General features: G+C 72.9%; 22 protein-coding genes. 19 read left to right on the top strand and 3 right to left on the bottom strand.

Going from position 1 to position 21508, the window contains the following annotated elements:
- Positions 1-69: 69 nt before the first annotated feature.
- From tsf to J5Y09_RS24810, 16 genes are all read left to right on the top strand, one after another.
- On the top strand, positions 70-1008 hold the full coding sequence (gene tsf / locus J5Y09_RS16485; RefSeq protein WP_209352908.1) for a translation elongation factor Ts: 939 nt from the start codon (positions 70-72) through the stop codon (positions 1006-1008).
- Between the two features lie 106 nt (positions 1009-1114).
- Complete coding sequence (gene pyrH, locus J5Y09_RS16480; RefSeq protein WP_209352907.1) at positions 1115-1843, top strand: UMP kinase; 729 nt, start codon at positions 1115-1117, stop codon at positions 1841-1843.
- Between the two features lie 13 nt (positions 1844-1856).
- Positions 1857-2423, top strand: coding sequence for a ribosome recycling factor (frr, locus tag J5Y09_RS16475; RefSeq protein WP_209352906.1), 567 nt, complete (start codon positions 1857-1859; stop codon positions 2421-2423).
- Between the two features lie 107 nt (positions 2424-2530).
- On the top strand, positions 2531-3247 hold the full coding sequence (gene uppS, locus J5Y09_RS16470; protein ID WP_209352949.1) for a polyprenyl diphosphate synthase: 717 nt from the start codon (positions 2531-2533) through the stop codon (positions 3245-3247).
- Positions 3244-4101, top strand: coding sequence for a phosphatidate cytidylyltransferase (locus J5Y09_RS16465; protein ID WP_209352950.1), 858 nt, complete (start codon positions 3244-3246; stop codon positions 4099-4101). Before uppS ends, J5Y09_RS16465 begins: the two co-directional genes overlap by 4 nt.
- On the top strand, positions 4098-5279 hold the full coding sequence (gene dxr, locus J5Y09_RS16460; protein WP_209352905.1) for a 1-deoxy-D-xylulose-5-phosphate reductoisomerase: 1182 nt from the start codon (positions 4098-4100) through the stop codon (positions 5277-5279). Before J5Y09_RS16465 ends, dxr begins: the two co-directional genes overlap by 4 nt.
- Before the next feature lie 30 nt (positions 5280-5309).
- Entirely contained in the window at positions 5310-6410 is a 1101-nt protein-coding gene (gene rseP / locus J5Y09_RS16455) for an RIP metalloprotease RseP (RefSeq protein ID WP_209352904.1), read from the top strand.
- Positions 6411-6511: 101 nt separating this feature from the next.
- Positions 6512-8824, top strand: coding sequence for an outer membrane protein assembly factor BamA (bamA, locus tag J5Y09_RS16450; RefSeq protein WP_245217183.1), 2313 nt, complete (start codon positions 6512-6514; stop codon positions 8822-8824).
- An 18-nt stretch (positions 8825-8842) separates the two neighbouring features.
- Positions 8843-9631, top strand: coding sequence for an OmpH/Skp family outer membrane protein (locus tag J5Y09_RS16445; protein WP_209352903.1), 789 nt, complete (start codon positions 8843-8845; stop codon positions 9629-9631).
- Between the two features lie 4 nt (positions 9632-9635).
- Positions 9636-10679: a UDP-3-O-(3-hydroxymyristoyl)glucosamine N-acyltransferase gene (gene lpxD, locus J5Y09_RS16440; protein WP_209352902.1), complete on the top strand. Its 1044-nt coding sequence runs from the start codon at positions 9636-9638 to the stop codon at positions 10677-10679.
- Entirely contained in the window at positions 10676-11143 is a 468-nt protein-coding gene (gene fabZ / locus J5Y09_RS16435) for a 3-hydroxyacyl-ACP dehydratase FabZ (RefSeq protein WP_209352901.1), read from the top strand. The genes lpxD and fabZ overlap by 4 nt, the downstream gene beginning before the upstream one ends.
- Positions 11144-11145: 2 nt before the next feature.
- Entirely contained in the window at positions 11146-11988 is an 843-nt protein-coding gene (gene lpxA, locus J5Y09_RS16430) for an acyl-ACP--UDP-N-acetylglucosamine O-acyltransferase (protein WP_209352900.1), read from the top strand.
- Positions 11985-12839, top strand: coding sequence for an LpxI family protein (locus tag J5Y09_RS16425; RefSeq protein ID WP_209352899.1), 855 nt, complete (start codon positions 11985-11987; stop codon positions 12837-12839). Before lpxA ends, J5Y09_RS16425 begins: the two co-directional genes overlap by 4 nt.
- A complete protein-coding gene (gene gloA / locus J5Y09_RS16420; RefSeq protein ID WP_209352898.1) occupies positions 12836-13237 on the top strand; it encodes a lactoylglutathione lyase in 402 nt (133 codons plus the stop codon). The genes J5Y09_RS16425 and gloA overlap by 4 nt, the downstream gene beginning before the upstream one ends.
- A gap of 14 nt (positions 13238-13251) precedes the next feature.
- Positions 13252-14637, top strand: a complete 1386-nt coding sequence (locus J5Y09_RS16415) for a YcjX family protein (RefSeq protein WP_209352897.1) — start codon at positions 13252-13254, stop codon at positions 14635-14637.
- Positions 14634-15509: a DUF697 domain-containing protein gene (locus J5Y09_RS24810; protein ID WP_209352896.1), complete on the top strand. Its 876-nt coding sequence runs from the start codon at positions 14634-14636 to the stop codon at positions 15507-15509. Before J5Y09_RS16415 ends, J5Y09_RS24810 begins: the two co-directional genes overlap by 4 nt.
- 51 nt (positions 15510-15560) lie before the next feature.
- Here the strand turns inward: J5Y09_RS24810 and J5Y09_RS16405 are convergent, their stop codons facing one another.
- Together J5Y09_RS16405 and J5Y09_RS16400 are read right to left on the bottom strand one after the other, a co-directional pair.
- Entirely contained in the window at positions 15561-16595 is a 1035-nt protein-coding gene (locus tag J5Y09_RS16405; RefSeq protein WP_245217182.1) for an amidohydrolase family protein, read from the bottom strand.
- Positions 16592-17839 carry a flavin-dependent oxidoreductase gene (locus J5Y09_RS16400; protein WP_209352895.1) on the bottom strand — a complete coding sequence of 416 codons (1248 nt, stop codon included), beginning with the start codon at positions 17837-17839 and terminating at the stop codon, positions 16592-16594. The genes J5Y09_RS16405 and J5Y09_RS16400 overlap by 4 nt, the downstream gene beginning before the upstream one ends.
- 113 nt (positions 17840-17952) lie before the next feature.
- On the opposite strand from J5Y09_RS16400, the gene J5Y09_RS16395 reads away from it, so the two are divergent.
- Positions 17953-18771 (top strand): SDR family NAD(P)-dependent oxidoreductase, encoded by an 819-nt coding sequence (locus J5Y09_RS16395; RefSeq protein ID WP_209352894.1) that lies wholly within the window; start codon positions 17953-17955, stop codon positions 18769-18771.
- Between the two features lie 73 nt (positions 18772-18844).
- Here J5Y09_RS16395 and J5Y09_RS16390 read toward each other — a convergent pair whose 3' ends face one another.
- Entirely contained in the window at positions 18845-19945 is a 1101-nt protein-coding gene (locus J5Y09_RS16390) for an isocitrate/isopropylmalate dehydrogenase family protein (protein WP_209352893.1), read from the bottom strand.
- A gap of 126 nt (positions 19946-20071) precedes the next feature.
- Here J5Y09_RS16390 and J5Y09_RS16385 point away from each other — a divergent pair, with 126 nt between their 5' ends.
- A complete protein-coding gene (locus J5Y09_RS16385) occupies positions 20072-20470 on the top strand; it encodes a flagellar FliJ family protein (protein WP_209352892.1) in 399 nt (132 codons plus the stop codon).
- A 52-nt stretch (positions 20471-20522) separates the two neighbouring features.
- On the top strand, positions 20523-21506 hold the full coding sequence (locus J5Y09_RS16380; RefSeq protein WP_209352891.1) for a Bug family tripartite tricarboxylate transporter substrate binding protein: 984 nt from the start codon (positions 20523-20525) through the stop codon (positions 21504-21506).
- The last annotated feature ends 2 nt before the right edge of the window (positions 21507-21508 follow it).

Genomic DNA, 21508 nt, shown 5'->3' with positions numbered 1-21508 from the left:
CACCCGCTCCGCCGGGGCCGTGCGGCCCCGGCGATCCCCCTTTTCAACTGGCAACCACGGAGCATTCCGATGGCCGAGATCACCGCCTCGATGGTCCGCGACCTGCGCGAGAAGACCGGCGCGGGCATGATGGACTGCAAGAAGGCGCTTGTCGAAGCGAACGGCGACATGGAGGCCGCGATCGACTGGCTGCGCAAGAAGGGCCTGTCGGCCGCGGCCAAGAAGTCCGGCCGCGTCGCCGCCGAGGGCCTGATCGGCGTCGCCTCCGCCCCGCGGCGCGCTGCGATGGTCGAGGTCAATGCCGAGACCGACTTCGTCGCCCGCAACGAGCTGTTCCAGAACTTCGTCGCGACGGTGGCCGAGCTGGCCCTGACCGTGGGCGAGGATGTCGAGGCGCTGAAGAACGCCCGCTGGCCCGGTTCGGTCGACCTGGTGGAGGGCGGTTCCGCCCACCGCACGGTGGCCGAGCAACTGACGCACCTGATCGCGACGATCGGCGAGAACATGTCGATCCGCCGCGCGCGGCTGCTGCATGTGAACGAGGGCGCGGTCGCGACCTACGTCCACTCCGCCGTGAAGCCGGGCCTGGGCAAGATCGGCGTGCTGGTGGCGCTCGAAGGCGCTTCCGAGGCGGCGGTCATGGAGACGCTCGGCCGGCAGATCGGCATGCATGTCGCCGCCGCGCGGCCCGAGGCGCTCGACGTGTCCTTCGTCGAGCCCGCGGCGCTGGAGCGCGAGAAGGCGGTGCTGACCGAGCAGGCCAAGGCCTCCGGCAAGCCCGACGCCGTCATCCAGAAGATGGTCGAGGGGCGCATCCGCAAGTACTACGAGGAGGTCGTCCTCCTCGAGCAGGTCTGGGTGCACGATGGCGAGAGCCGGGTGAAGGAAGTGGTGAAGAAGGCGGGTGCCACGCTCACCGGCTTCGCCCGCTACCAGCTCGGCGAGGGCATCGAGAAGCAGCAGTCCGACTTCGCCGCCGAGGTCGCCGCGGCCGCCGGCCAGGGGTGAGCCCGGCGCGGGCGGGGCAGGTCCCCGCCCGCCTTATTGTCGCCGCCGGGGGACGGCACCTATGGTGCCTCCCCGCCTCTCCATACCGGATGCCCGATTCCCGCCCATGAGCGCCATGCCCGCCTACAAGCGCGTCCTGCTCAAGGTGTCCGGGGAAGCCCTCATGGGCAGCCGCGACTACGGGCTCGACACCGCCGTCTGCCGCCGGATCGCGGAGGATGTCCGCGGCGTGGTGGAACTCGGCGTCCAGGTCTGCCTCGTCATCGGCGGGGGCAACATCTTCCGCGGAGTCTCGGGCGCCGCCTCCGGCATGGACCGGGCGCAGGCCGATTCGATCGGCATGCTGGCCACGGTGATGAACGCACTCGCCATGCAGGCCGCGCTCGAGAAGGTGGGCGTGCCGACGCGCGTGCAGTCCGCCATCCCGATGTCGAGCGTCTGCGAGCCCTTCATCCGCCGCCGCGCGACGCGGCACATGGAGAAGGGCCGGGTCGTCATCTTCGCCGCGGGCACGGGCAACCCCTTCTTCACCACCGACACGGCGGCGGCGCTGCGCGCGGCCGAGATGGGCTGCGACGCGCTGCTGAAGGGCACGCAGGTCGATGGCGTCTATTCCGCCGACCCGCGCAAGAACCCGAGCGCCGAGCGCTACGTCTCGCTGACCTACCTCGACATGCTGGCGCGCGACCTCGCGGTGATGGACGCGGCGGCGATCAGCCTGGCGCGCGAGAACCACCTGCCGATCATCGTCTTCAACATCCACGAGCCTGGCGCCTTCACCGCGGTGATGAAGGGCGAAGGCCTCTTCACCACCGTCCACGAGGACCAGCACTGAGGGAGAGCGGGCCATGGCCGCCGACTTCAAGGCCCTGAAGCAGGACCTGACGCGCCGGATGGACGGCGCGATGGAAACGCTGAAGAAGGAATTCGCCGGCCTGCGCACCGGCCGGGCGAGCCCCGCGCTGCTCGAGCCCATCCGCGTCGAGGCCTATGGCTCCGTCACGCCGCTCAACCAGGTGGCCAACATCTCGGTCGCGGGCCCCGGCCTGCTGTCCGTGCAGGTGTGGGACAAGGGCCTGGCCAAGGCCGTGGAAAGCGCGATCCGCGAGGCCAATCTCGGGCTCAACCCGCAGGCCGAGGGCCAGGTGATCCGCGTGCCCCTGCCGCCGCTGACGCAGGAACGGCGCAACGAACTCGCCAAGGCCGCCGCCCGCTACGCCGAGAGCACCCGCGTGTCCATCCGCGGCGTGCGCCGCGACGGGATGGAGCAGGTCAAGGGCTGGGACAAGAAGCACGAGATCAGCGAGGACGAGGCCAAGCAGGCCGAGGTCGAGATCCAGAAGCTCACGGACCAGTACGTGAAGCAGGTGGATAGCGTGCTCGCCGACAAGGAGAAGGACATCCGCACGGTCTGATCCGCGCGGGTGGGAATCGCAGGAGGGGGTTCTTTGCCGCAGGGCCGCGCCGGGCAGGATCGCCGACGGGGGAGGGGCGCGTGAGCGCCGCGACCGATCCCGTCCGCATGCCCGCGGCGCCGTCCGCGCCGCCCCGGCATGTCGCCATCATCATGGACGGCAACCGGCGCTGGGCGCAGGCGCGCGGCCTGCCCGTCGCGCTCGGCCACAAGGCCGGCGCCGAGGCCGCGCGGCGGACCATCGAGGCCGCGGCCGACCAGGGCATCGGCTGGCTGACCCTGTTCGCCTTTTCCTCCGAGAACTGGCGCCGTCCGCTGGATGAGGTCTCGGCCCTGACCGGCCTGCTGCGGCTTTACCTGCGCGCCGAGGTCGCGAGCCTGGTCAAGGAAGGCGTGCGGCTGCGCGTCATCGGCGACCATACGCGCTTCGGCCCCGAGCTCGCCCGGTCGGTCGAGGCGGCCGAGAAGGCGACCGCGGGCGGGACGCGGCTGAACCTGACCGTCGCGCTGTCCTACGGCTCGCGCGACGAGATCCTGGGCGCGGTGCGCCGCGCGGCCCAGGCGGTGGCGGAAGGGCGGCTCGACCCGGCGGCGCTCGACGAGGCGGCCTTCGGCGGCTTCCTCCAGACCGCCGGCATGCCGGACCCGGACCTCATCATCCGCACATCCGGCGAACAGCGCCTGTCGAACTTCCTGCTCTGGCAGGCGGCCTATGCCGAGTTCGTCTTCCAGGACACGCTCTGGCCGGACTACGGCGCCGCGCCGCTGGCCGAGGCGGTCGCCGCCTTCGCTGCGCGGGAACGGCGCTACGGGGCCCGGCCCTGAGCGAGGCGATTGCCCCTGCGGCGGAGGCGAAGCGCTGGAAGGATCTGCGCAAGCGGTTCCTCTCCGCCCTCGTGCTCGGGCCGGTCGCGCTCGCCTGCATCTGGCTGGGGGCGGAGCCTTGGACGGCGCTGATCGCGGCCGGCGGCGCGCTGCTCGCCTGGGAATGGGTGCATCTGTGCGGGCTCAGCACGCGGCGGCTGCCGGGCCTGGCCGTGCCGGTCGCGGTGCTGGCGGCGGGCACGCTGGCGGTCGCCGAGCATGCCCGTGCCTCGCTCGCGCTGCTGGTCGTGCTCTGGGCCGTGACCTGGTGGCAGGCCGCGCGGCTGCGCGGCCCGGACCGGCCGGGGCAGCCGGCGGGGTGGCTGGCTGCGGGCGTGCTCTACATCGGCGTCGCCGGCATCTCGCTGATCGAATTGCGGCACGACAACGAGGCCGGGCGGGCGAATGTCCTGTTCCTGTTCCTGGTCGTCTGGGCGTCCGACATCGGCGCCTACATGGCCGGGCGCTTCTTCGGCGGGCCGAAGCTCGCGCCCGCCATCTCGCCCAACAAGACCTGGTCGGGCGCGCTGGGCGGGCTGGCCTCGGCCATGCTGGTCGGACTTGCGGTCGCGGCCATCGTCGCGCCGGGGGGGGCTTCCCGCGCGGCGGCCGTCGCGGCCATGCTGGCGGTGATGGCACAGGCGGGCGACTTGCTGGAAAGCTGGATCAAGCGGCGCTTCGACGTGAAGGACAGCTCCGCGCTGATCCCCGGGCATGGCGGGCTGCTCGACCGGCTGGACGGGGTGATCGCCGCCGCCCCGGTCGCGGCGCTGCTCGCCTTCCTGCTGGGCCAGGGCCAGCCGCTCTGGCGATGACCCGCAGCGTCACGATCCTCGGCGCGACCGGCTCGGTCGGGCGCAGCACCGTCGCCTTGCTGGAGGAAGCGCCGGCCGGCGCCTTCCGGGTGGAGGCGCTGGTCGCGAACCGCGATGCCGCGGGGCTGGCCGCGCAGGCGCGCAGGCTCGGCGCGCGGCTGGCCGTGGTGGCCGACCCGGGCTGCTACGCGGCGCTGCGGGACGCGCTGTCGGGCTCGGGCATCGAGGCCGCCGCGGGGGGCGAGGCGGTCATCGCCGCCGCCGCCCGCCCGGCGGACTGGACCATGGCCGCGATCGTCGGCTCGGCCGGGCTGCCGGCGACGCTCGCGGCGCTGCGGCGCGGCGGGGTGCTGGCGATCGCCAACAAGGAAAGCCTCGTCTGCGCGGGGGAGATCGTGCTGGCGACCGCGCGCGCGGCGGGCGCGACGCTGCTGCCGGTCGATTCCGAGCACAACGCCATCTTCCAGGCGCTGGAAGCGCGCGGCGGCGCGGCCGATCCCTACGCGACGGTCGAGAAGATCGTCCTGACCGCCTCGGGCGGGCCGTTCCGGACCATGCCGATGGCCGAGATGGCGCAGGTCACGCCGGAAGCGGCCGTGAAGCATCCCATCTGGTCCATGGGGGCGAAGATCTCGATCGATTCCGCCACCATGATGAACAAGGGGCTGGAGCTGATCGAGGCGGTGCGCCTGTTCCCGGTGCCCGAGGAACGGGTGGAGGTGCTGGTCCACCCGCAATCCACCGTGCATGGCCTGGTGCAGTATTCGGACGGGTCGGTGCTGGCGCAGCTCGGCACGCCGGACATGCGCACGCCGATCGCGCACGCCCTGGCCTGGCCGGCGCGCATGGCGGCCTCGGTGCCGCGGCTCGACCTCGCCGCGCTGGGGCGGCTGGAATTCTTCGCCCCGGACCCCGAACGCTTCCCGGCGCTGCGCCTGGCGCGGGAGGCCTTGCGGGCGGGGGGCGGGGCAACCACCATATTGAATGCCGCGAATGAGACGGCGGTCGGGCTCTTCCTCGACCGCCGGCTCGGCTTCCTCGACATCGCCGCGGTGGTGGAGGAGACGCTCATCGCCCTCGGCGCGCCCGACGCGGCGGACCTTCCCGCCATCCTGGCGCTGGACGGCGTGGCACGCGAGACCGCGGCGAGGATCGCCGCGGAACGGGCGGCGGCCTGAGCGGCCGGCGCGCAACCGGGATCGGAACCGATGGATTTCCTGCCTGACCCTTTCCGCAGCATCGCGGCCTTCATCGTGGTGCTCGGCGTTCTGATCTTCGTGCACGAGCTCGGCCACTACCTCGCGGCGCGCTGGCGCGGCGTGCATGTGGAACGCTTCTCGATCGGCTTCGGCCGCGCCATCGCCGCCTGGTCGGACCGGCGCGGCTGCGAATGGCGGATCGGCTGGATCCCGCTGGGCGGCTACGTGAAGATGCATGGGATGGAATTCGCCCATGACACGCCGCCCGAGGCCGGCACCTTCCGGGCGGGCGAGAGCTTCCACGAGAAGAGCGTGGGCGACCGGGCGATCGTCGTCTTCGCCGGGCCGGCCTTCAACTTCCTGCTCGCCGCCATCCTGTTCGCCGGCATCTTCGCCACCGTCGGCCGCCCCGTCGGCTCGACCGCGATCCAGACCGTGGTCGCCGGCTCTGCCGCCGAGCGCGCGGGCCTCGTCCCCGGCGACCGGGTGCTGGCGCTCGATGGCGAGCGGGTGACGCGCTTCGACCAGCTGCAGCGCCACATCCAGCCGCGCGGCGGCCAGCCCGTGGAGATCCTCGTCCGCCGTGGCGAGACCGAGGTGAAGGTCATCGCGACCCCGGCCGCGCGGCCCGAGGATGGGCGCGGCATGCTGGGCGTGACCGGCGGCGCGCCGGAGCGCGAGCGGCTCGATCCCTTCTCGGCCGTCGCCGCGGGCACGTGGCACATGGTGGTCATCTCCGGCCAGACGCTGGCCGGGGTGTGGAAGATGATCAGCGGCCAGACCGGGACCGAGGAGATCGGCGGGCCGCTGCGCATCGCGCAATTGTCCGGTGAGGTGGCGGAGATGGGGATCCTGTCCCTGCTCTCCTTCATCGCGCTGCTGTCGATCAACCTTGCGTTGATCAACCTGTTCCCGATTCCCATCCTGGATGGCGGGCACCTGGTCTTCTATGCCGCCGAGGCGATTCGCGGCCGGCCGCTGACGGCGCGGGCGCAGGAATACGCGTTCCGCGGCGGCTTCGCCCTGCTGGTCACGCTGATGATCCTCGCGACCTGGAACGACCTGACGCAGCTGGGGGTCGTGCGCTGGGTCTCCGGCCTGCTGGGCTGAGCGCGCCGCCCGGCCCCGGGCGGCGGCAGGGGTGGCGGTGGGGGGGCACCTCGGCTAGTGTGCGCCGCCTTTCCAGACCCCCAAGATCAGGTGGCGATTCGTTGTCCAGGCTGCGCACCCTCGCCCTCGTCCTCGTCGCCTTCGTGCTGGCGGTCCCGTCCCTCGCGCAGGCGCCCGGGCGCGTCGCCGCCATCGAGGTGCAGGGCAACCAGCGGATTGAGGCTGACACGATCCGCTCCTACATGCTGGTCCAGCCCGGCGAGCCGGCGGACCCCGACCGGCTCGACCGCAGCCTGCGCGCGCTGTTCGCGACCGGCCTGTTCCGCGACGTCGAGATCCGGCCCGAGGGCAACCGCGTCATCGTGCGCGTGGCCGAGAACCCGATCGTCAACCGCGTCGGATTCGAGGGCAACCGCCGCGTCACCTCCGACTCGCTGCGCGGCGAGGTGCAGCTGCGCCCGCGCTCGGTCTTCACCCCCGCGGCTGCGCAGGCCGACCGGCAGCGGATCCTCGAGATCTACGCGCGGCGCGGCCGCTTCGGCGCGACGGTCGAACCCAAGATCATCGAGCTCGACCAGAACCGCGTCGACGTGGTGTTCGAGATCACCGAGGGCGAGGTCGCGCTCGTCGCGCGCATCAACTTCGTCGGCAACGAGAACTACTCCGACGGCCGACTGAAGGAGATCGTCTCGACGCGCGAGCAGGCCTGGTACCGGCTGCTCTCCACCTCCGACACCTACGATCCCGACCGGCTCGCCTTCGACCGTGAGCTGCTGCGTCGCTTCTACCTGCGCCAGGGCTATGCCGACGTGCAGATCACGGGTGCTACGGCGGAACTGGCCCCGGACCGCAGCGGCTTCTTCGTGACCTACACGATCAACGAGGGGCCGCGGTACCGGGTGCGCAACCTGTCCGTGACCAGCTCGGTGCGCGGGCTCGACCCCGCGGGGCTCGAGCGGGAAGTGCCGCTGTCGGTGGGCGACTGGTACGACGGCGACGCGGTGGAGCGCGCCGACAACCTGCTGACGGACATCCTCGCCACGCGGGGCTTTCCCTTCGCCGCCGTGGAGCCGCGCGTGGTGCGCGACCGCGACAGCCAGAGCGTGGACCTGACCTTCGAGATCGCCGACGGCCCCCGCGCCTTCGTCGAGCGGATCGAGATCACCGGCAACACGCGCACCCAGGACCGCGTCATCCGCCGCGAGTTCCGCGTCGCGGAAGGCGACCCGCTGGTGGCGCAGCAGGTGCGCCGCTCGCGCGAGCGCATCCGGAGCCTCGGCTTCTTCAGCGACGTCCAGATCAACAGCGCCCCGGGCTCCGCGCCCGACCGCGTGATCCTGAACACGCAGGTGACGGAACGCGCGACCGGCGAATTCACGCTCGGCGGCGGCTTCTCGACGGATGCCGGCTTCCTGGCCGATATCGGCCTGCGCGAGCGCAACATCCTCGGCACCGGCATCGACGCGCGCGCCAACCTGACCCTCGCCCAGCGGCGCAGCCAGGTCGACATCTCGGTGACCGACCCGCAATTCCTCGAGCGGAACCTCGCCGCGGGCGCCGACGTCTTCCTCGTGAACCGCGACCTTCGCGACACCTCGGGCTACCAGGAGCGCCGCGCCGGCTTCGTGCTGCGCGTCGGCTACGAGATCAACGAACGGCTGCGCCAGTCCTGGGCCTATTCGCTCGTCGACCGCGAGATCTTCGACGTCGATCCCAACGTCTCGCGCTTCATCCGCGAGCAGGAAGGCCGGACGCTGCTGAGCCAAGCCTCCACGACCATCACCTATGACCGCCGCGACAGCCGCATCGAGCCGCGCGACGGCTACGTGATCCGCGTCGGCGCCGACCTCGCCGGCCTCGGCGGCGACGTGTCCTATGTGCGGGCCCGCGCCGACGCCCAGTACTACATCCCCTTCGAGCGCCTGCTCGGCGATCCGGACTTCGTGCTCGTGCTCGCGGCCGGCGGCGGCTACCTCGCGCCCTATGGGGACCGCGAAACGCGCATCGTCGACCGCTTCTTCCTCGGCGGCGAGAACCTGCGCGGCTTCGCCCTGGGCGGCGCCGGCCCGCGCGACGTCTCGACCAATGACAGCCTCGGCGGCGAGGTGCTGTGGACGACCTCCGCTGAGTTCCGCTTCCCGCTGCCCGTGCCGTCCGAACTCGGCTTCGTCGGCCGCGCCTTCGTCGATGTCGGCTCGCTGTCCGGCCTGCCGTCGAGCGTGAACAGCACGGGCTGCCCGACCACCTTCCCGAACTGCGTGCGCGACGACGCTTCCCCGCGCGTGGGCGTGGGCGTCGGCGTGTCCTGGCGGAGCCCGATCGGCCTGATCAACATCGATCTCGCCCAGGCCGTCGTGAAGAAGGACTACGACGAGACCCAGGTCTTCCGCCTCGGCTTCGGCACCCGTTTCTGATCCAGGATACCGCCTGACATGTCCCGTATCGTATCCGCGGCCCTCGCTGGGCTGCTCGTTGCCCTTCCCGCCGCCGCCCAGCAGGGCGGGCAGCAGTGGTTCGTCCCCGGCCAGGGCCAGCAGCCGGGCCAGCAGGGGCAGGGCCAGCAGCGTCCGCCCCAGCAGGGGCAGCAGGGCCAGCGGCCCCCCGCGCAGCCGCAGCAGCCCGCGCAGCGCCCGGTGCAGGCGCCGCCTCCGCTCGCGCCCGGGCAGCCGCCGCCGACCGCCGTCATCGGCATCGTCGATGTCCCCGAGATCCAGCGCGTCTCGAGCGCCTTCACCCAGGTGCGGGAGGAGATCGAGCGTCGCCGCGCCTCGCTGAACGACGACCTCCAGCGCGAGCAGCTGCGCTGGCGGGAGGAGCAGCAGCGCCTCGCCACCGAGCGCGGGGCGATGACGCCCGAGCAGCTGCGCGTGCGTGAGCGCGAGCTGCAGGACCGCATCACCGACAGCCAGCGGGCGCTGCGCGACCGCGCGGCCTCGATCGAACAGGTGGCCCAGGGCGCGCTGCGGGAGATCGAGCAGGCGCTCGGCACCGTCATCCGCCAGGTCGCGAGCAGCCGCAGCGTGAACATCGTGCTGCCGCGCCCGCTCGTGATCTTCAACGAGCCGCCCTTCGACCTGACGACGGAGGTCGCGGCGCAGCTCAACCGGATGATCCCGAGCGTGACGCTGCCCGCCGAGGCCGCGCCGGCACCCGCCCAGGCCGCCCAGCCCCAGCCCGCGCGCCCGGCCGGCGGCCAGGGCCAGCAGCCGCGGCGGAACTGACGGGGTGGGCGCGGATCCGCGCTTCTTTCCCGCGCGCGGGCCGATCAGCCTCGCCGCGATCGCCACGGCGGCGGGCGCGCGGCTGACCGGCGATGGGGCGCGCGAATTCCTCGACGTCGCGCCCCTGGCGCTCGCGGGGCCGGGCGAGGTCGCCTTCCATGAGGGCCGCCGCAACACCGCCGCGCTGCGCCAGACGCGCGCCGGCGCGGTGCTGGTCGCGCCGTCGGCGGAAGCCGAGGTGCCCGACGGCTGCGTCGCGCTGGTCTGCGACGCGCCGCAGCTGGCCTATACCCGCGTCGCCGCCCTGTTCCACCCGCGCCCCGTGCCGGTGCCCGGCATCCACCCCACCGCCTGGGTCGCGCCCGATGCGCGGATCGGCGAGGGGACGCAGATCGGCGCCTTCGCCTTCGTCGGCCCGGCGGCGGAGGTCGGCGCGGGCTGCATCCTCGGCGCGCATGCCAGCATCGGGGCGGGCTGCGTGCTCGGCGCCGGGTCGATCGTGCATGCGCATGCGTCGATGGCGCATTGCATCGCCGGCGCGCGGGTCGTGCTCCACCAGGGCGCGCGCATCGGCAACGAGGGCTTCGGCTTCGTCACCACGCCGATGGGCGAGCACGTCACGGTGCCGCAGATCGGCCGCGTCATCCTCGGCGACGGGGTCGAGGTCGGCGCCAATTCCTGCGTCGATCGCGGCGCGGGCGGCGACACGGTGCTGGGCCCGGGCACGCGCCTCGACAACCTGGTGCAGATCGGACACAACGTGAAGACCGGCCGGGGCTGCGTCATCGTCGCGCAGGTCGGCATCGCCGGGTCCACCGAACTCGAGGACTACGTCGTGGTCGCGGCGCAGGCTGGCCTGACGGGCCACATCAGGGTCGGCGCCAAGTCGCGGATCGGCGCGCAGTCGGGCGTGATGAACGACGTGCCGCCGGGCACGGACGTGGTCGGCAGCCCGGCCTGGCCGGCGCGCGAGACGTTGAAGGCCTTCGCCTGGCTGCGCCGCCAGGTGGCGGCCAAGGGGAACGACAGGACGGGCGGGACGCCATGAGCAGCGACACGACGGCCGGCGAGGTCGGCACCTACGACATCGCGCAGATCATGACGGCGATCCCGCATCGCTACCCCTTCCTGCTCGTCGACCGCGTCGTCGAGCTGGTGAAGGACGTCTCCTGCGTCGGCATCAAGAACGTCACGATCAACGAGAACTTCTTCCAGGGCCACTTCCCGACCATGCCGGTGATGCCCGGCGTGCTGATCATCGAATGCATGGCGCAGACGGCGGCCGTGCTGGTGGTGGAAACCCTCGGCCCGGAATGGGCTGGCAAGCTCGTCTACTTCATGACCGTGGACAATGCGAAGTTCCGCAAGCCCGTCGTGCCCGGCGACCAGATGCGCGTGCACGTGAAGAAGGAACGCCAGCGCGGCAACATCTGGAAGTTCAGCGCGGAAGCGAAGGTGGACGGCAAGGTCGTCGCGGAAGCGACCTACGCCGCGATGATCCTGGACAGGTGAGCATGGCGGAGATCCACCCCACCGCGGCGGTCGCAGCCGGCGCGGTCATCGGCGAGGGCTGCCGCATCGGCCCCGGTTGCGTCGTGGGGCCCGACGTGGTGCTCGGCGCGGGCGTCGAGTTGCTGTCGCATGTCGTGGTCGACGGCCACACGCGGCTGGGCGACGGCGTGCGCGTCTTCCCCTTCGCGACCATCGGCATGGCGCCGCAGGACCTGAAGTACAAGGACGAGCCGACGCGCTGCGAGATCGGCGCGCGCACCCTGATCCGCGAGCATGTGACGGTCCACCGCGCGAGCGTCGGCGGCTCGGGCGTCACCTCGGTCGGCGCCAACTGCATGCTCATGGCCACCTCGCATGTCGCGCATGACTGCGTGGTCAGCGACGGCGTGATCCTCGCCAACAACGTCATGCTCGGCGGGCATGTGCATGTCGACACCGGCGCCTTCATCGGCGGCGGCGCCGCGGTGCACCAGACCGTGCGGGTCGGCCGGCTGGCGATGATCTCCGGCATGGCCGGCGTGACCAACGACATCCCGCCCTTCGGCTTCGTCTTCGGCGTGCCGGCGCGCCTGGTCGGCTTCAACCGGATCGGCCTGATCCGCCGCGGCGCGACCCGCGACCAGCTGCGCACGCTGCGCGCGGCCAACAACCTCCTGTTCAAGGAGCCCGGCGAATTCGCCGCCCGGCTTCTCGAGGCCGAGCAGCGCTTCGCCGGCGAACCGCTGGTCATGGAAGTGATCGCGTTCGTGCGCGACCGCACGCGGCGGCGCCAGCTCGTGCGTCCGGGCCGCATGGCCGCCCCCGAGCTCGGCGGCTCCGACGAGGAGAACGGGGAGGGCGCGTGACCCTTCCGGAAGGCCCGCTCGGCATCATCGCCGGCGGCGGCGGCCTGCCGGTGCGGGTCGCCGAGGCCGTCGCCGCCGCCGGCCGCCCCGTGGTCGTGGCCGTGCTCGACGGCCATGGCGATGCGGCGGCCTTCGCCGCGCACGCTTCACGCTCCTTCCGCTGGGGCATGGCGGCGACGATGCTGGAATGGCTGAAGGGCCATGGCGTCCGGCAGGTCGTGCTGGCCGGCACCGTGGCGCGGCCCTCCCTGCTGTCCCTGCGGCCGGATGCGGCGGGGATGAAGCTGCTCGCGCGCATCGGCAAGGCGGCCTTCTCGGGCGATGATTCGATCCTGCGCGCGGCCATGAAGGTGCTGGCCGAGGACGGGTTCGAGGTGGTCGGCGCGCACCAAGTCCTCGCCGGGCTGCTGCCGCCGGCCGCACTGCTGGCGGGGCCGGCGCCGGACGATCTCGCGCGCGCCGATATCGCGCGCGGCCTTGCGGTGTGCCGGGCGCTGGGCGCCGTCGATGTCGGTCAGGGCTGCGTCGTGCAGCAGGGGCTGGTGCTGGCGGTCGAGGCGATCGAGGGCACCGACGCCATGCTCGCCCGCGCCGGCACGCTCGGCCGCGAGGGCCCCGGCGGCGTGCTGGTCAAGGCGCTGAAGCCTGGCCAATCGAAGCTGGCCGACCTGCCCACGGTCGGGCCGCGCACGGTCGAGAACGCGGCCGCGGCCGGGCTGCGCGGCTTGGCCTTCGAGGCCGGCGCCACCATTCTCCTGGAACGCGAGGCCACCATCGCGCGGGCGGAGGCGGCGGGCATCTTCCTGCTCGCCTTCGATCCCGGCCAGTTCACGGAAGGAACACCGCAATGACCCAAGGCCGCTTCCTGCACACCATGATCCGCGTGGGGAACCTCGACCGCTCCATCGCCTTCTACACCAAGCTGCTCGGCATGAAGGAACTTCGCCGGCGCGACGTGCCGGACGGCAAGTACACGCTCGCCTTCCTCGGCTACGGCACGGGCAACGCCGAAGGCCAGGGCGAGATCGAGCTGACCTACAACTACGGCGTCGAGAAGTACGAGCAGGGCAACGCCTTCGGCCACCTCGCGGTCGGCGTGCCGGACGTGGCCGCGGCCTGCGAGGCGGTGCGCGCCGGCGGCGGGAAGGTCACGCGCGAAGCGGGGCCGGTGAAGTTCGGCACCACCATCATCGCCTTCGTGGAAGACCCGGACGGCTACAAGATCGAGCTGATCCAGCGCATGTCCTGACCGCGCGCGGGGCGATGGACCCGCTCGCGCTGCTGCGCGGCCTTCTCGACACCACCGAGGATGCCGCGCGCGCCCTGGTCGGCCGCGAGCGCATCCGCCTCGCGGTCACCGGGCTTTCGCGCGCGGGCAAGACGGTCTTCCTCACCTCGCTCGTCGCCAACCTGCTCGCCGCCGGGCGCGGCGCGCGCACGCTGCCCGCGCTGTCGGAAGCCGCCGGCGGGCGCATCCGCCGCGTCTTCATCGAGCCCGCGGGGACGGAGACGGTGCCGCGCTTCGACCCCGAGGCGCATCTCGCCGCCCTTGCCGCCGACCCGCCGCGTTGGCCGGAGCGGACCGAGGATTTCTCGACGCTGTCCATCGCGATCGACGTGGAGCGACGCACCTCCCTCGGCGGGTTGCTGCCGGAACGGCGCGTCACGCTCGACCTGATCGACTATCCCGGCGAATGGCTGCTCGACCTGCCGCTGCTGCGCCAGGATTTCGCGACGTGGTCGGCCGCGACGCTGGCGCGGCTCCGCGCCTGGCCGGCTGCCGCGACTACTGAGTTCCTCGCCTTCCTCGACGCGCTGCCGGCGGGCGCGCCGGCCGAGGATGCGCTGGCCAAGCGCGGGCACACGCTCTACCGCGACATGCTGCGCGCCTGCCGGGACACGCATGGGCTGCGCTTCCTCCAGCCCGGGCGCTTCCTCAACCCGGGGCCGCGCGGGGATGCGCCGCTGCTGTGGTTCTTCCCGCTGCCGGCGGGGGCGCGCGGCGGGCTCGCGGATCTCTGCGCGCGGCGCTACGCGGCCTATCTGGACGACCAGCGCGCGACCTTCCTCGACCCCTTCTTCTCGCGCTTCCACCGCCAGGTGGTGCTCGTCGACGTGCTTGGCGCGCTGCATGCCGGCGAAGCCGCCTTCCGCGACACCGCCGAGGCGCTCGCCGCCGTGGCCGAGGTGATCTCCGGCGCCTCCTGGCTCGAACGGCTGCTCGGCGCCGCACCGGGGCGCGTCGCCTTCGCCGCGACCAAGGCGGACCACGTGCCGACGCGCGCGCGGGATGCGCTGGCGGCGCTGCTCGACCACATCGCGCTCGGCGCGCGGGGGCGGGCGGAAGCCTCGGGCGCGGTCACGACCTGCCACGCCGTCGCCGCCATCCGCTGCACCGAGGACGCGGTCGCGACGCTGGAAGGCCAGGCGCTCGCCGCCGTGCGCGGCCTGCTTTTGAACGGCGGGCAGGGCGCCACCATCTATCCGGGGGAGGTGCCCATGAAGCCGCCCGAACCCGCCTTCTGGGATGCAGGATTCTTCCGCATGCCGGACTTCCAGCCGCCGCGGCTCGACCCCGCCGGAGGGTCGGGCGTGCCGCATCTGGGGCTCGACGCGCTGCTGGCCTGGCTGATCGGGGACGCGCTGTGACCGCGCCCGCCCCGCAGCCGAGGATCATCCTGGACGAAGCCGCCACCCCGCCGGCGCGGCTCGATTTCGGCTGGGAGAAGGCGGTCGCCGCCGTCGCGCCGCCGCGGGGCGGCTGGTCCGGCGCGGCGCTCGTCGCGGCGGGCATCGCGGTGCTGGCGTTGGGCCTGGCCGCGCTGGACGCCGGCAACTTCGTCGCTGCGCAATTCGCCCGCGCCGCGTGGCTCGGCTGGCTGACGCTGGTCGTGGCGCTTGCCGGCTTCGGCCTGATCGGCGCCGCGATCTGGCGGGAGGCATCGGGCTACGTCGCATTGTCGCGCGTCGATCGCGCGCGCGCCGCGGCCGCGCGGGGGGACGCCGCTGCACTCGCGGCGGAACTGCAGCGCTGGCAGAGCCGCCTGCCGCCCGGCCGCCCGCGCATCGAGGGGCTCGCGGACATGCCGCCCGATGCCGCGCGCGCGCTGGTGGAGGCGCGGCTGCTCGCGCCGCTGGCCGAGGAAGCGGCCGGGCTCGGGCGCGCGGCGGCGATGCAGGCCTTCGCGGTCACCGCGGTCAGCCCCTCGCCGGGGCTCGACGCGGTGATCTTCGCCTGGCGCGGGGTGCGGCTCGTGCGGCAGGTGGCGATGCTGCACGGGCTGCGGCCGGGGCTCGCGGGCACCGTCGCGCTGCTGCGCCGGATCGCGACGGATGCGGCGATGGTCGCGGCGACCGACATCGCGGTCGATGCGATGGTGCGCGCGGTGCTGAGCAGCCGCCTCGCCGAGCATGTGGCGGGCGAAGCGGCGGCCGGCGCGGTCGCGGCGCGGCGGATGATCCTGCTCGCCCGCGCGGCGGACGAGGCGTGCCGGATCCTGCCCAGGGCGGTTTCCAGGTGAGGGGAGACCGCTCCGGCAAGTCTTCGCGCCTGCGGCCGGGTCCAGCCGAATCTAGGCCGCGATGACGTCATCCAGCCGGTAGAAGCGCGCCGCGCTGCGCCAGAACAGGTCGGCCTTCTCCTCGGCCGTGGCGCCCGCGGCGACGCGCTTGAAGGCGTTCCAGCCGACCGCGTAGCCGTAGCCGCCCTTGTCGACCGGGAAGTTGCTCTCGAACATGCAGCGCTTGCTGCCGAACAGCTCGATGCAGCGTTCCATCCAGGGCCGCCACGCCTCGGCCAGCATGGCGGAGGAGGGCGCGACCTCCGCTTCCTCCAGCCCGAAGCCCGGCAGCCGCATGCCGAGCCCGCCGCACTTGACCATCACGTTCGGGCAGCGCGCGAGGTCGGCCATATGCGCCGACCATTGCGCGAAGACGGCATCGCGCCGGCCCGCATAGCGCCCGATGCCGAGGATGCCGCCGCAATGGTCGAGCACCATCGGCACGTCCGGGCAGGCGCGGGCGAGTGCCGCGAGGCGCGGGATCTGGTGGAAATAGATCCAGGCATCGAAGGACAGGCGCCGCCGGCCCAGTTCCGCGATGCCGGCGCGGAAGCCCTCGCTGTCCATCATGTCCTCCGCCGGGGTGTAGGCGGGGTTCAGCATCTCCGGGTCCGGGTCCCAGGTCGCGATGTGGCGGATGCCGCGGAAGCGGCCATTGCCGGCGGCGATGTGGGCGTCCAGCACCTCGCCCGCCGCCGCGCCGCGCGTCAGGTCGGCGAAGCCGACGATGCCGGCGCAGATGCGCGGCGCGCCGTAGATGCCGCTTTCGCACATCGCCGCGACGCCGGCGGCGAACTGCGTCTCGCCCACCGGGCGGAAGGCTTCCGGCCCGTCGGCGCGGTGGAAGGCGCGCGCCTGCACCAGCACCGTCGCGCGCACGTCGTGGCCGGTCCGCAGGTCGGCCAGCATGTCGTCGAGGAGGTAGCGCCAGCCCGGCCGGTCCCACAGGTGGTGGTGCGGGTCGATGATGGGCTGGGCGGGGTCGAGGATCTCCTCCTGCCGCGCGGCGAGCCATTCCTCACGGACGGCGATGTAGTGCGTGCTCATGCCGCGCGCCTCGGCGGGGCGAGGCTCGGCCGCGCGTTCAGCGTCGTCGGCTCGAATCCCGCGAGCCGCTTGTAGTGCGCGGCGATCTCGGCGCGCTCGGCCTGCGGCATGATGGCCTCGATGTCGGCGAAGCCGTCGGGCGCGCGCGCCTCGGCGATGTCGAGCACGATGTCCGGGCCGTCGCCGCGCGTGGCTTCCAGCAATGCGGCCGTCGCCGGGCGGCGGATCGCCTCATAGGCTTCGAGCGCCGCGACCGGGTCGGCGATGGTGGCGAGCTTCAGCGCGAGCGTCCGCGCATCGAGGATGCCCTGGGAGGAGCCGTTGGATCCGATCGGGTAGAGCGGATGCGCCGCATCGCCGAGCAGCGTGACGCGCCCATGCGTCCAGCGCGGCAGCGGGTCGCGGTCCACCATCGGGAATTCGAACACGGATTGCGCGCTGCGGATCAGCGCGGGGACGTCCAGCCAGTCGAAGCGCCAGTCGCGGAAGGCCTCCTGGAAATCCTCGACGCGGCCGGGGCGGTTCCAGTCCTCCCGCTTCCATTCCTGGTTCGGGTCGACGCGGCGCTCGGCGATCCAGTTGGTCAGCTTGCGGCCGTCCGGCAGGTCGGCGATCGGGTAGACGACGAATTTCTCGTCGCGGTTTCCCGCGACCGCCATGGTGGCGCCGGTCAGGAAGGGCTCGGCGATGCTCGTCGCGCGCCACAGGATGGCGCCGTTCCACTTGGGCGGGCCCTCGTTCGGATAGAGCAGCGCGCGCGCGACGGAATGGATGCCGTCGGCGGCCACCAGCACGTCGCCCCGCGCCGTCGCCCCGCCGGCGAAGCGCGCCGTCACGCCCAGGTCGTCCTGCGCGAAGCCTTCCAGCCGGGCGCCGAGATGGATGCGCGCATCGCCGAGCCTTTCCCGCGCGGCCTCCAGCAGCACCAGGTGCAGCCGGCCGCGATGGATCGAGACCTGCGGCCAGGTGTAGCCGGCATGGCGGCCGCGCGGCTCGGACCAGATCATCTGCCCGAAGCGGTTGGCATAGGCGAGTTCGCGCGTGACGATGCCCGCCCCCGCGACGCGGTCCTGCAGGCCGAGTTCCGTCAACTCCCGCATGGCGTGCGGCAGGACGTTGATGCCGACGCCGAGCGGCCTGATCTCGGCCGCGGCCTCGAACACCTCGACCTCGATCCCGGCCTCGTGCAGCGCGAGCGCCGCCGCCAGCCCGCCGATCCCCCCGCCCGCGATGATGACGCGCATGCCGGCTCCTCCCTCGTCGGGGCGGAAGATAGCGTCCCGCGCCGGAAGGGCCAGGGCTTCGCGCGGCGCCGCCGAGGGTCCAGGCTGGTGGGGCCAGACAAGGGAGAAGCGCCATGGCCCGTACCGTCCTGATCACCGGGGCCGCCGGCGGCATCGGCCGCGCGATGGTGGCATCGACGCTCGCGGCGGGTCACCGCGTGGCGGCGTTGGATCGCGACGAGGCCGGGCTGGCCGCGCTGGCGGCCGCGCATCCGGGGACGGCGCTCGCGCCGATCGCGGCCGATCTCTCGACCGTGGAGGGCTGCGCCGCCGGCATCGACGCCGCCGTCGCGCGCTTCGGCACGGTGGAGGCGGTGGTGAACAATGCCGGCATCGGCGTCTCGAGCCTGCGGCCGGACGCGGAGACGCGCATCCCCCCGATCGAGGAACTGGACGCCGCCACCTGGGACCGCTTCTTCGCCATCAATGTCCGCGCGCCGATGCTGCTGGTCCGCGCCGCGCTGCCGATGATGCGCGCGGCGGGGTGGGGCAGGGTGGTGAACAACACCACGTCGTTCCGGACCATGCTGCGCGTGCTGCCCTATGGCGCGACCAAGGCGGCGCTCGAAGCCGCCTCCGGCGTCTGGGCGGAGGAGCTGAAGGACAGCGGCATCACCGTGAACGTGCTGATTCCGGGCGGGCCGACCGACACGCCCTTCATCGGGCCGGGTGCGTCCTGGCCGCGCGAGCAGATGCTGCGCCCGGCCGTGATGGGCCCGCCGCTCGCCTGGCTGCTGTCGGAGGACGCGGCGGGCATCACCGGCCAGCGCATCACCGCCGGCCGCTGGGATGCGGCGGCGCCGGACGCGCCGGCGGCGATGCGCGCGATCGGCTGGCCGGAACTCGCCGCCGACGCGGTCTGGCTACAGCACTATCCGATCACACCGAATTAGTGTGATCGGATTTCGTGCTGTAGATTCAATGGCTTCTAGAGCACGTAATCCGTCCGAAAGGACGGATAGTGCTCTAGCCGCCCGCTGATCCGATCCGCGCCGCGATCGCCCGCGCCGCCGCCGCCGTGCCGTCCGCGCCGCCGATGTCGGGCGTGCGCAGCCCACCGGCGAAGGCGGCATCGACCGCGGCGTCGAGTTCCGCCGCCGCATCGGCGAAGCCCTGCCCCGCACCCTTGCCCGCCAGCCAATCGAGCATCATCGCCGCCGAGAGGATCGTCGCCGTGGGGTTGGCGAGCCCCTTGCCGGCGATGTCCGGCGCCGTGCCGTGCGCCGGCTGGAAGACGGCGTGCGTGTCGCCGATATCGGCACTCGGCGCGAAGCCCATGCCGCCGACGAGCCCGGCGCCGAGGTCGGACAGGATGTCGCCGAACATGTTCTCCGTCGGCAGCACGTCGAAGGCCCAGGGGCGGCGCACCAGGTCGAGCGCCATCGCGTCCACGTAGTGCGCGCCATGCGCCACATCCGGATACTCCGCCGCGATGTCGGCGAATATGCCGCGCATGAAGGCGAAGGCGCGGAAGACGTTGGCCTTGTCCACCAGCGTCACCGTGCCCTGCCGGCCGCGCCGCGCCGCGCGCTGGCGCGCGAGGCCGAAGGAGAAGCGGGCGAGCTTCTCCGTCACCGTCCGCGTGATGCGCAGCGTCTCCTCCGCCATGTCGTGCGTGACGGTGCCGCGGTCGCGGGAGAAGAACAGGCCCTCGGTGCTTTCGCGCACGATCACCAGGTCGATGTCGCGCGCGCGCGGGTCGGCGAGGGCGACGGGCACGCCCGGCAGCGCGCGGAAGGGCCGCACCCCGGCATAGAGGTTGAGCCGGAAGCGCAGGTCGAGCTGCGGGGCGATCTCGGTCCCGTCGGCGGCGCGGATCTCCGGCCAGCCCATCGCACCCAGCAGGATCGCATCGGCCTTCGCGGCACGGGCGAAGGTCTCCTCGCTCATCGCCGTGCCGGTGTCGCGGTAGCAGAAGGCGCCGGCGCGCAGCGTCTCGAAGGCCAGGCCGATGCCGTGCCGCTTCGCCAGCGGCTCCAGCACGGCGAGCGTCGCCTCGGTCACCTCCGTGCCGATGCCGTCGCCCGGCAGCACGGCGATGCTGAGCGTGTTCGATGGCAGGGGCATGGCGCTTCCTCTCGGCCTGTCTTTGCCTGCTTTTCCCATGCGTTCGGGATGGGCGCCAGGGTGCGCCTTAACGCTTGGGCAACGTTCGCGCGCCAAGGTGAGGCTGCCGTACCCTGGACAGCCGCCATGAAGCGCGATCCGCTCGCCACGCTCGAAAAGCTCCGCCGCCTTGAAGTCACGACCGCCCAGCGGAGGCTCGCGGAGGCGCGCACGCGGCTCGCCGCCGAGGAAGCCGCGGCGGCGGCCGTGGAGGACGCGCTGCGGGGCGAATCCGCGGATGCGGCGCCCTTCACCTATGGCGCCTTCCTCGCCCGCCTGCTGGCCGCCAAGCAGGCCCAGGCGGCGGCGACCGCCCGGGCCGAGGCCGCGATGGAGGCCGAGCGCGTGTCGGTCGCGCAGGCCCGTGGCGCCGAGAAGGTGGTCGGCATGCTGCGCGAGCGCCGCGCCGCCGCCGAGCGCCGCGAGGCGCTGCGCACCGGGCAGACCCGGCTCGACGAGATGTCGCAGGCGATGCGGGGGGCCTGACGCGGCCCGCGCCAGGCGGTAGCCTCCCGCCAGTCGAACCGGGAGGAAACCCATGGCCCACACGCTCCGCCGCCGCGCGCTGCTCGGCGCGGCCACGATGCCGCTGCTGCCCGCCGTCGCGCATGCGCAATCCGACTGGCCGAACCGGCCGGTGCGGATCATCGTTCCCTTCCCGCCGGGCCAGGCGAGCGACATCATCACGCGCCTCGTTGCCGACGAGCTTTCCAAGCGCTGGCCGCAGCGCGTTGTGGTGGAGAACCGCGCCGGCGGCGCCGGTGCCCCCGCGCTGGAAGCGGGCGCGCGCGCCGCGCCGGATGGCTACACGCTGACGGCCGGCACATCCGGCACGCTCGGCGTCAATCCGTCCGTGCTGCCGCGCGTGCCCTATGACGCGGAACGCGACTTCGCGGCGATCACCAACGTCGCGATGGTGCCGCTGCTGGTCATCGCGCACCCTTCGCTGCCGGCGAACACGATGCCGGAACTGGCCGCTGCCGCGCGCGCCAATCCGGGCGGGCTCGACATGGCCTCGGCGGGGCCGGCGACGAGCCAGCACATGGCCGCCGAACTGCTGATGCTGCGCGCCAATATCCGCTTCAACATCGTGCACTACCGCGGCAGCGGCCCGGCGATCGCCGACGTCATCGCTGGCAATGTCCGGCTGATGACGGATTCCGTCGCCTCCGCCCTGCCGCACATCCGCGAGGGGCGGGTGAAGGCGATCGCGCTGTGCTCGGCCCGCCGCGTGCCGCAGCTGCCTGACGTGCCGACCATCGCCGAGACGCTGGTGCCCGGCTACCAGGCCGCGGGCTGGTCGGGCCTGGTCGCGCCCGCTGGCACGCCGGCCGAGATCATCCGCCGCATCAACGCCGATGTCGTCGCCATCCTGCGCGACCCCGCGATCGCCGCGCGCATCCTGCAGATGGGCGCGGTGCCCGATCCGCTGACGCCGGAGGAATACGCGACCTTCATCCGGACGGAGATCGCGACCTTCCGCGAGGTGGCGCGCGCCGCCAACGTGCGGCTGGAAGGCTGACC

It is taken from the genome of Roseomonas nitratireducens (assembly GCF_017813355.1).
In the GTDB taxonomy this organism is placed as follows: Bacteria; Pseudomonadota; Alphaproteobacteria; order Acetobacterales; family Acetobacteraceae; genus Neoroseomonas; species Neoroseomonas nitratireducens.
Note: the sequence above shows the minus strand (reverse complement) of the source record. Positions and strands in the feature narration are given on the sequence as shown.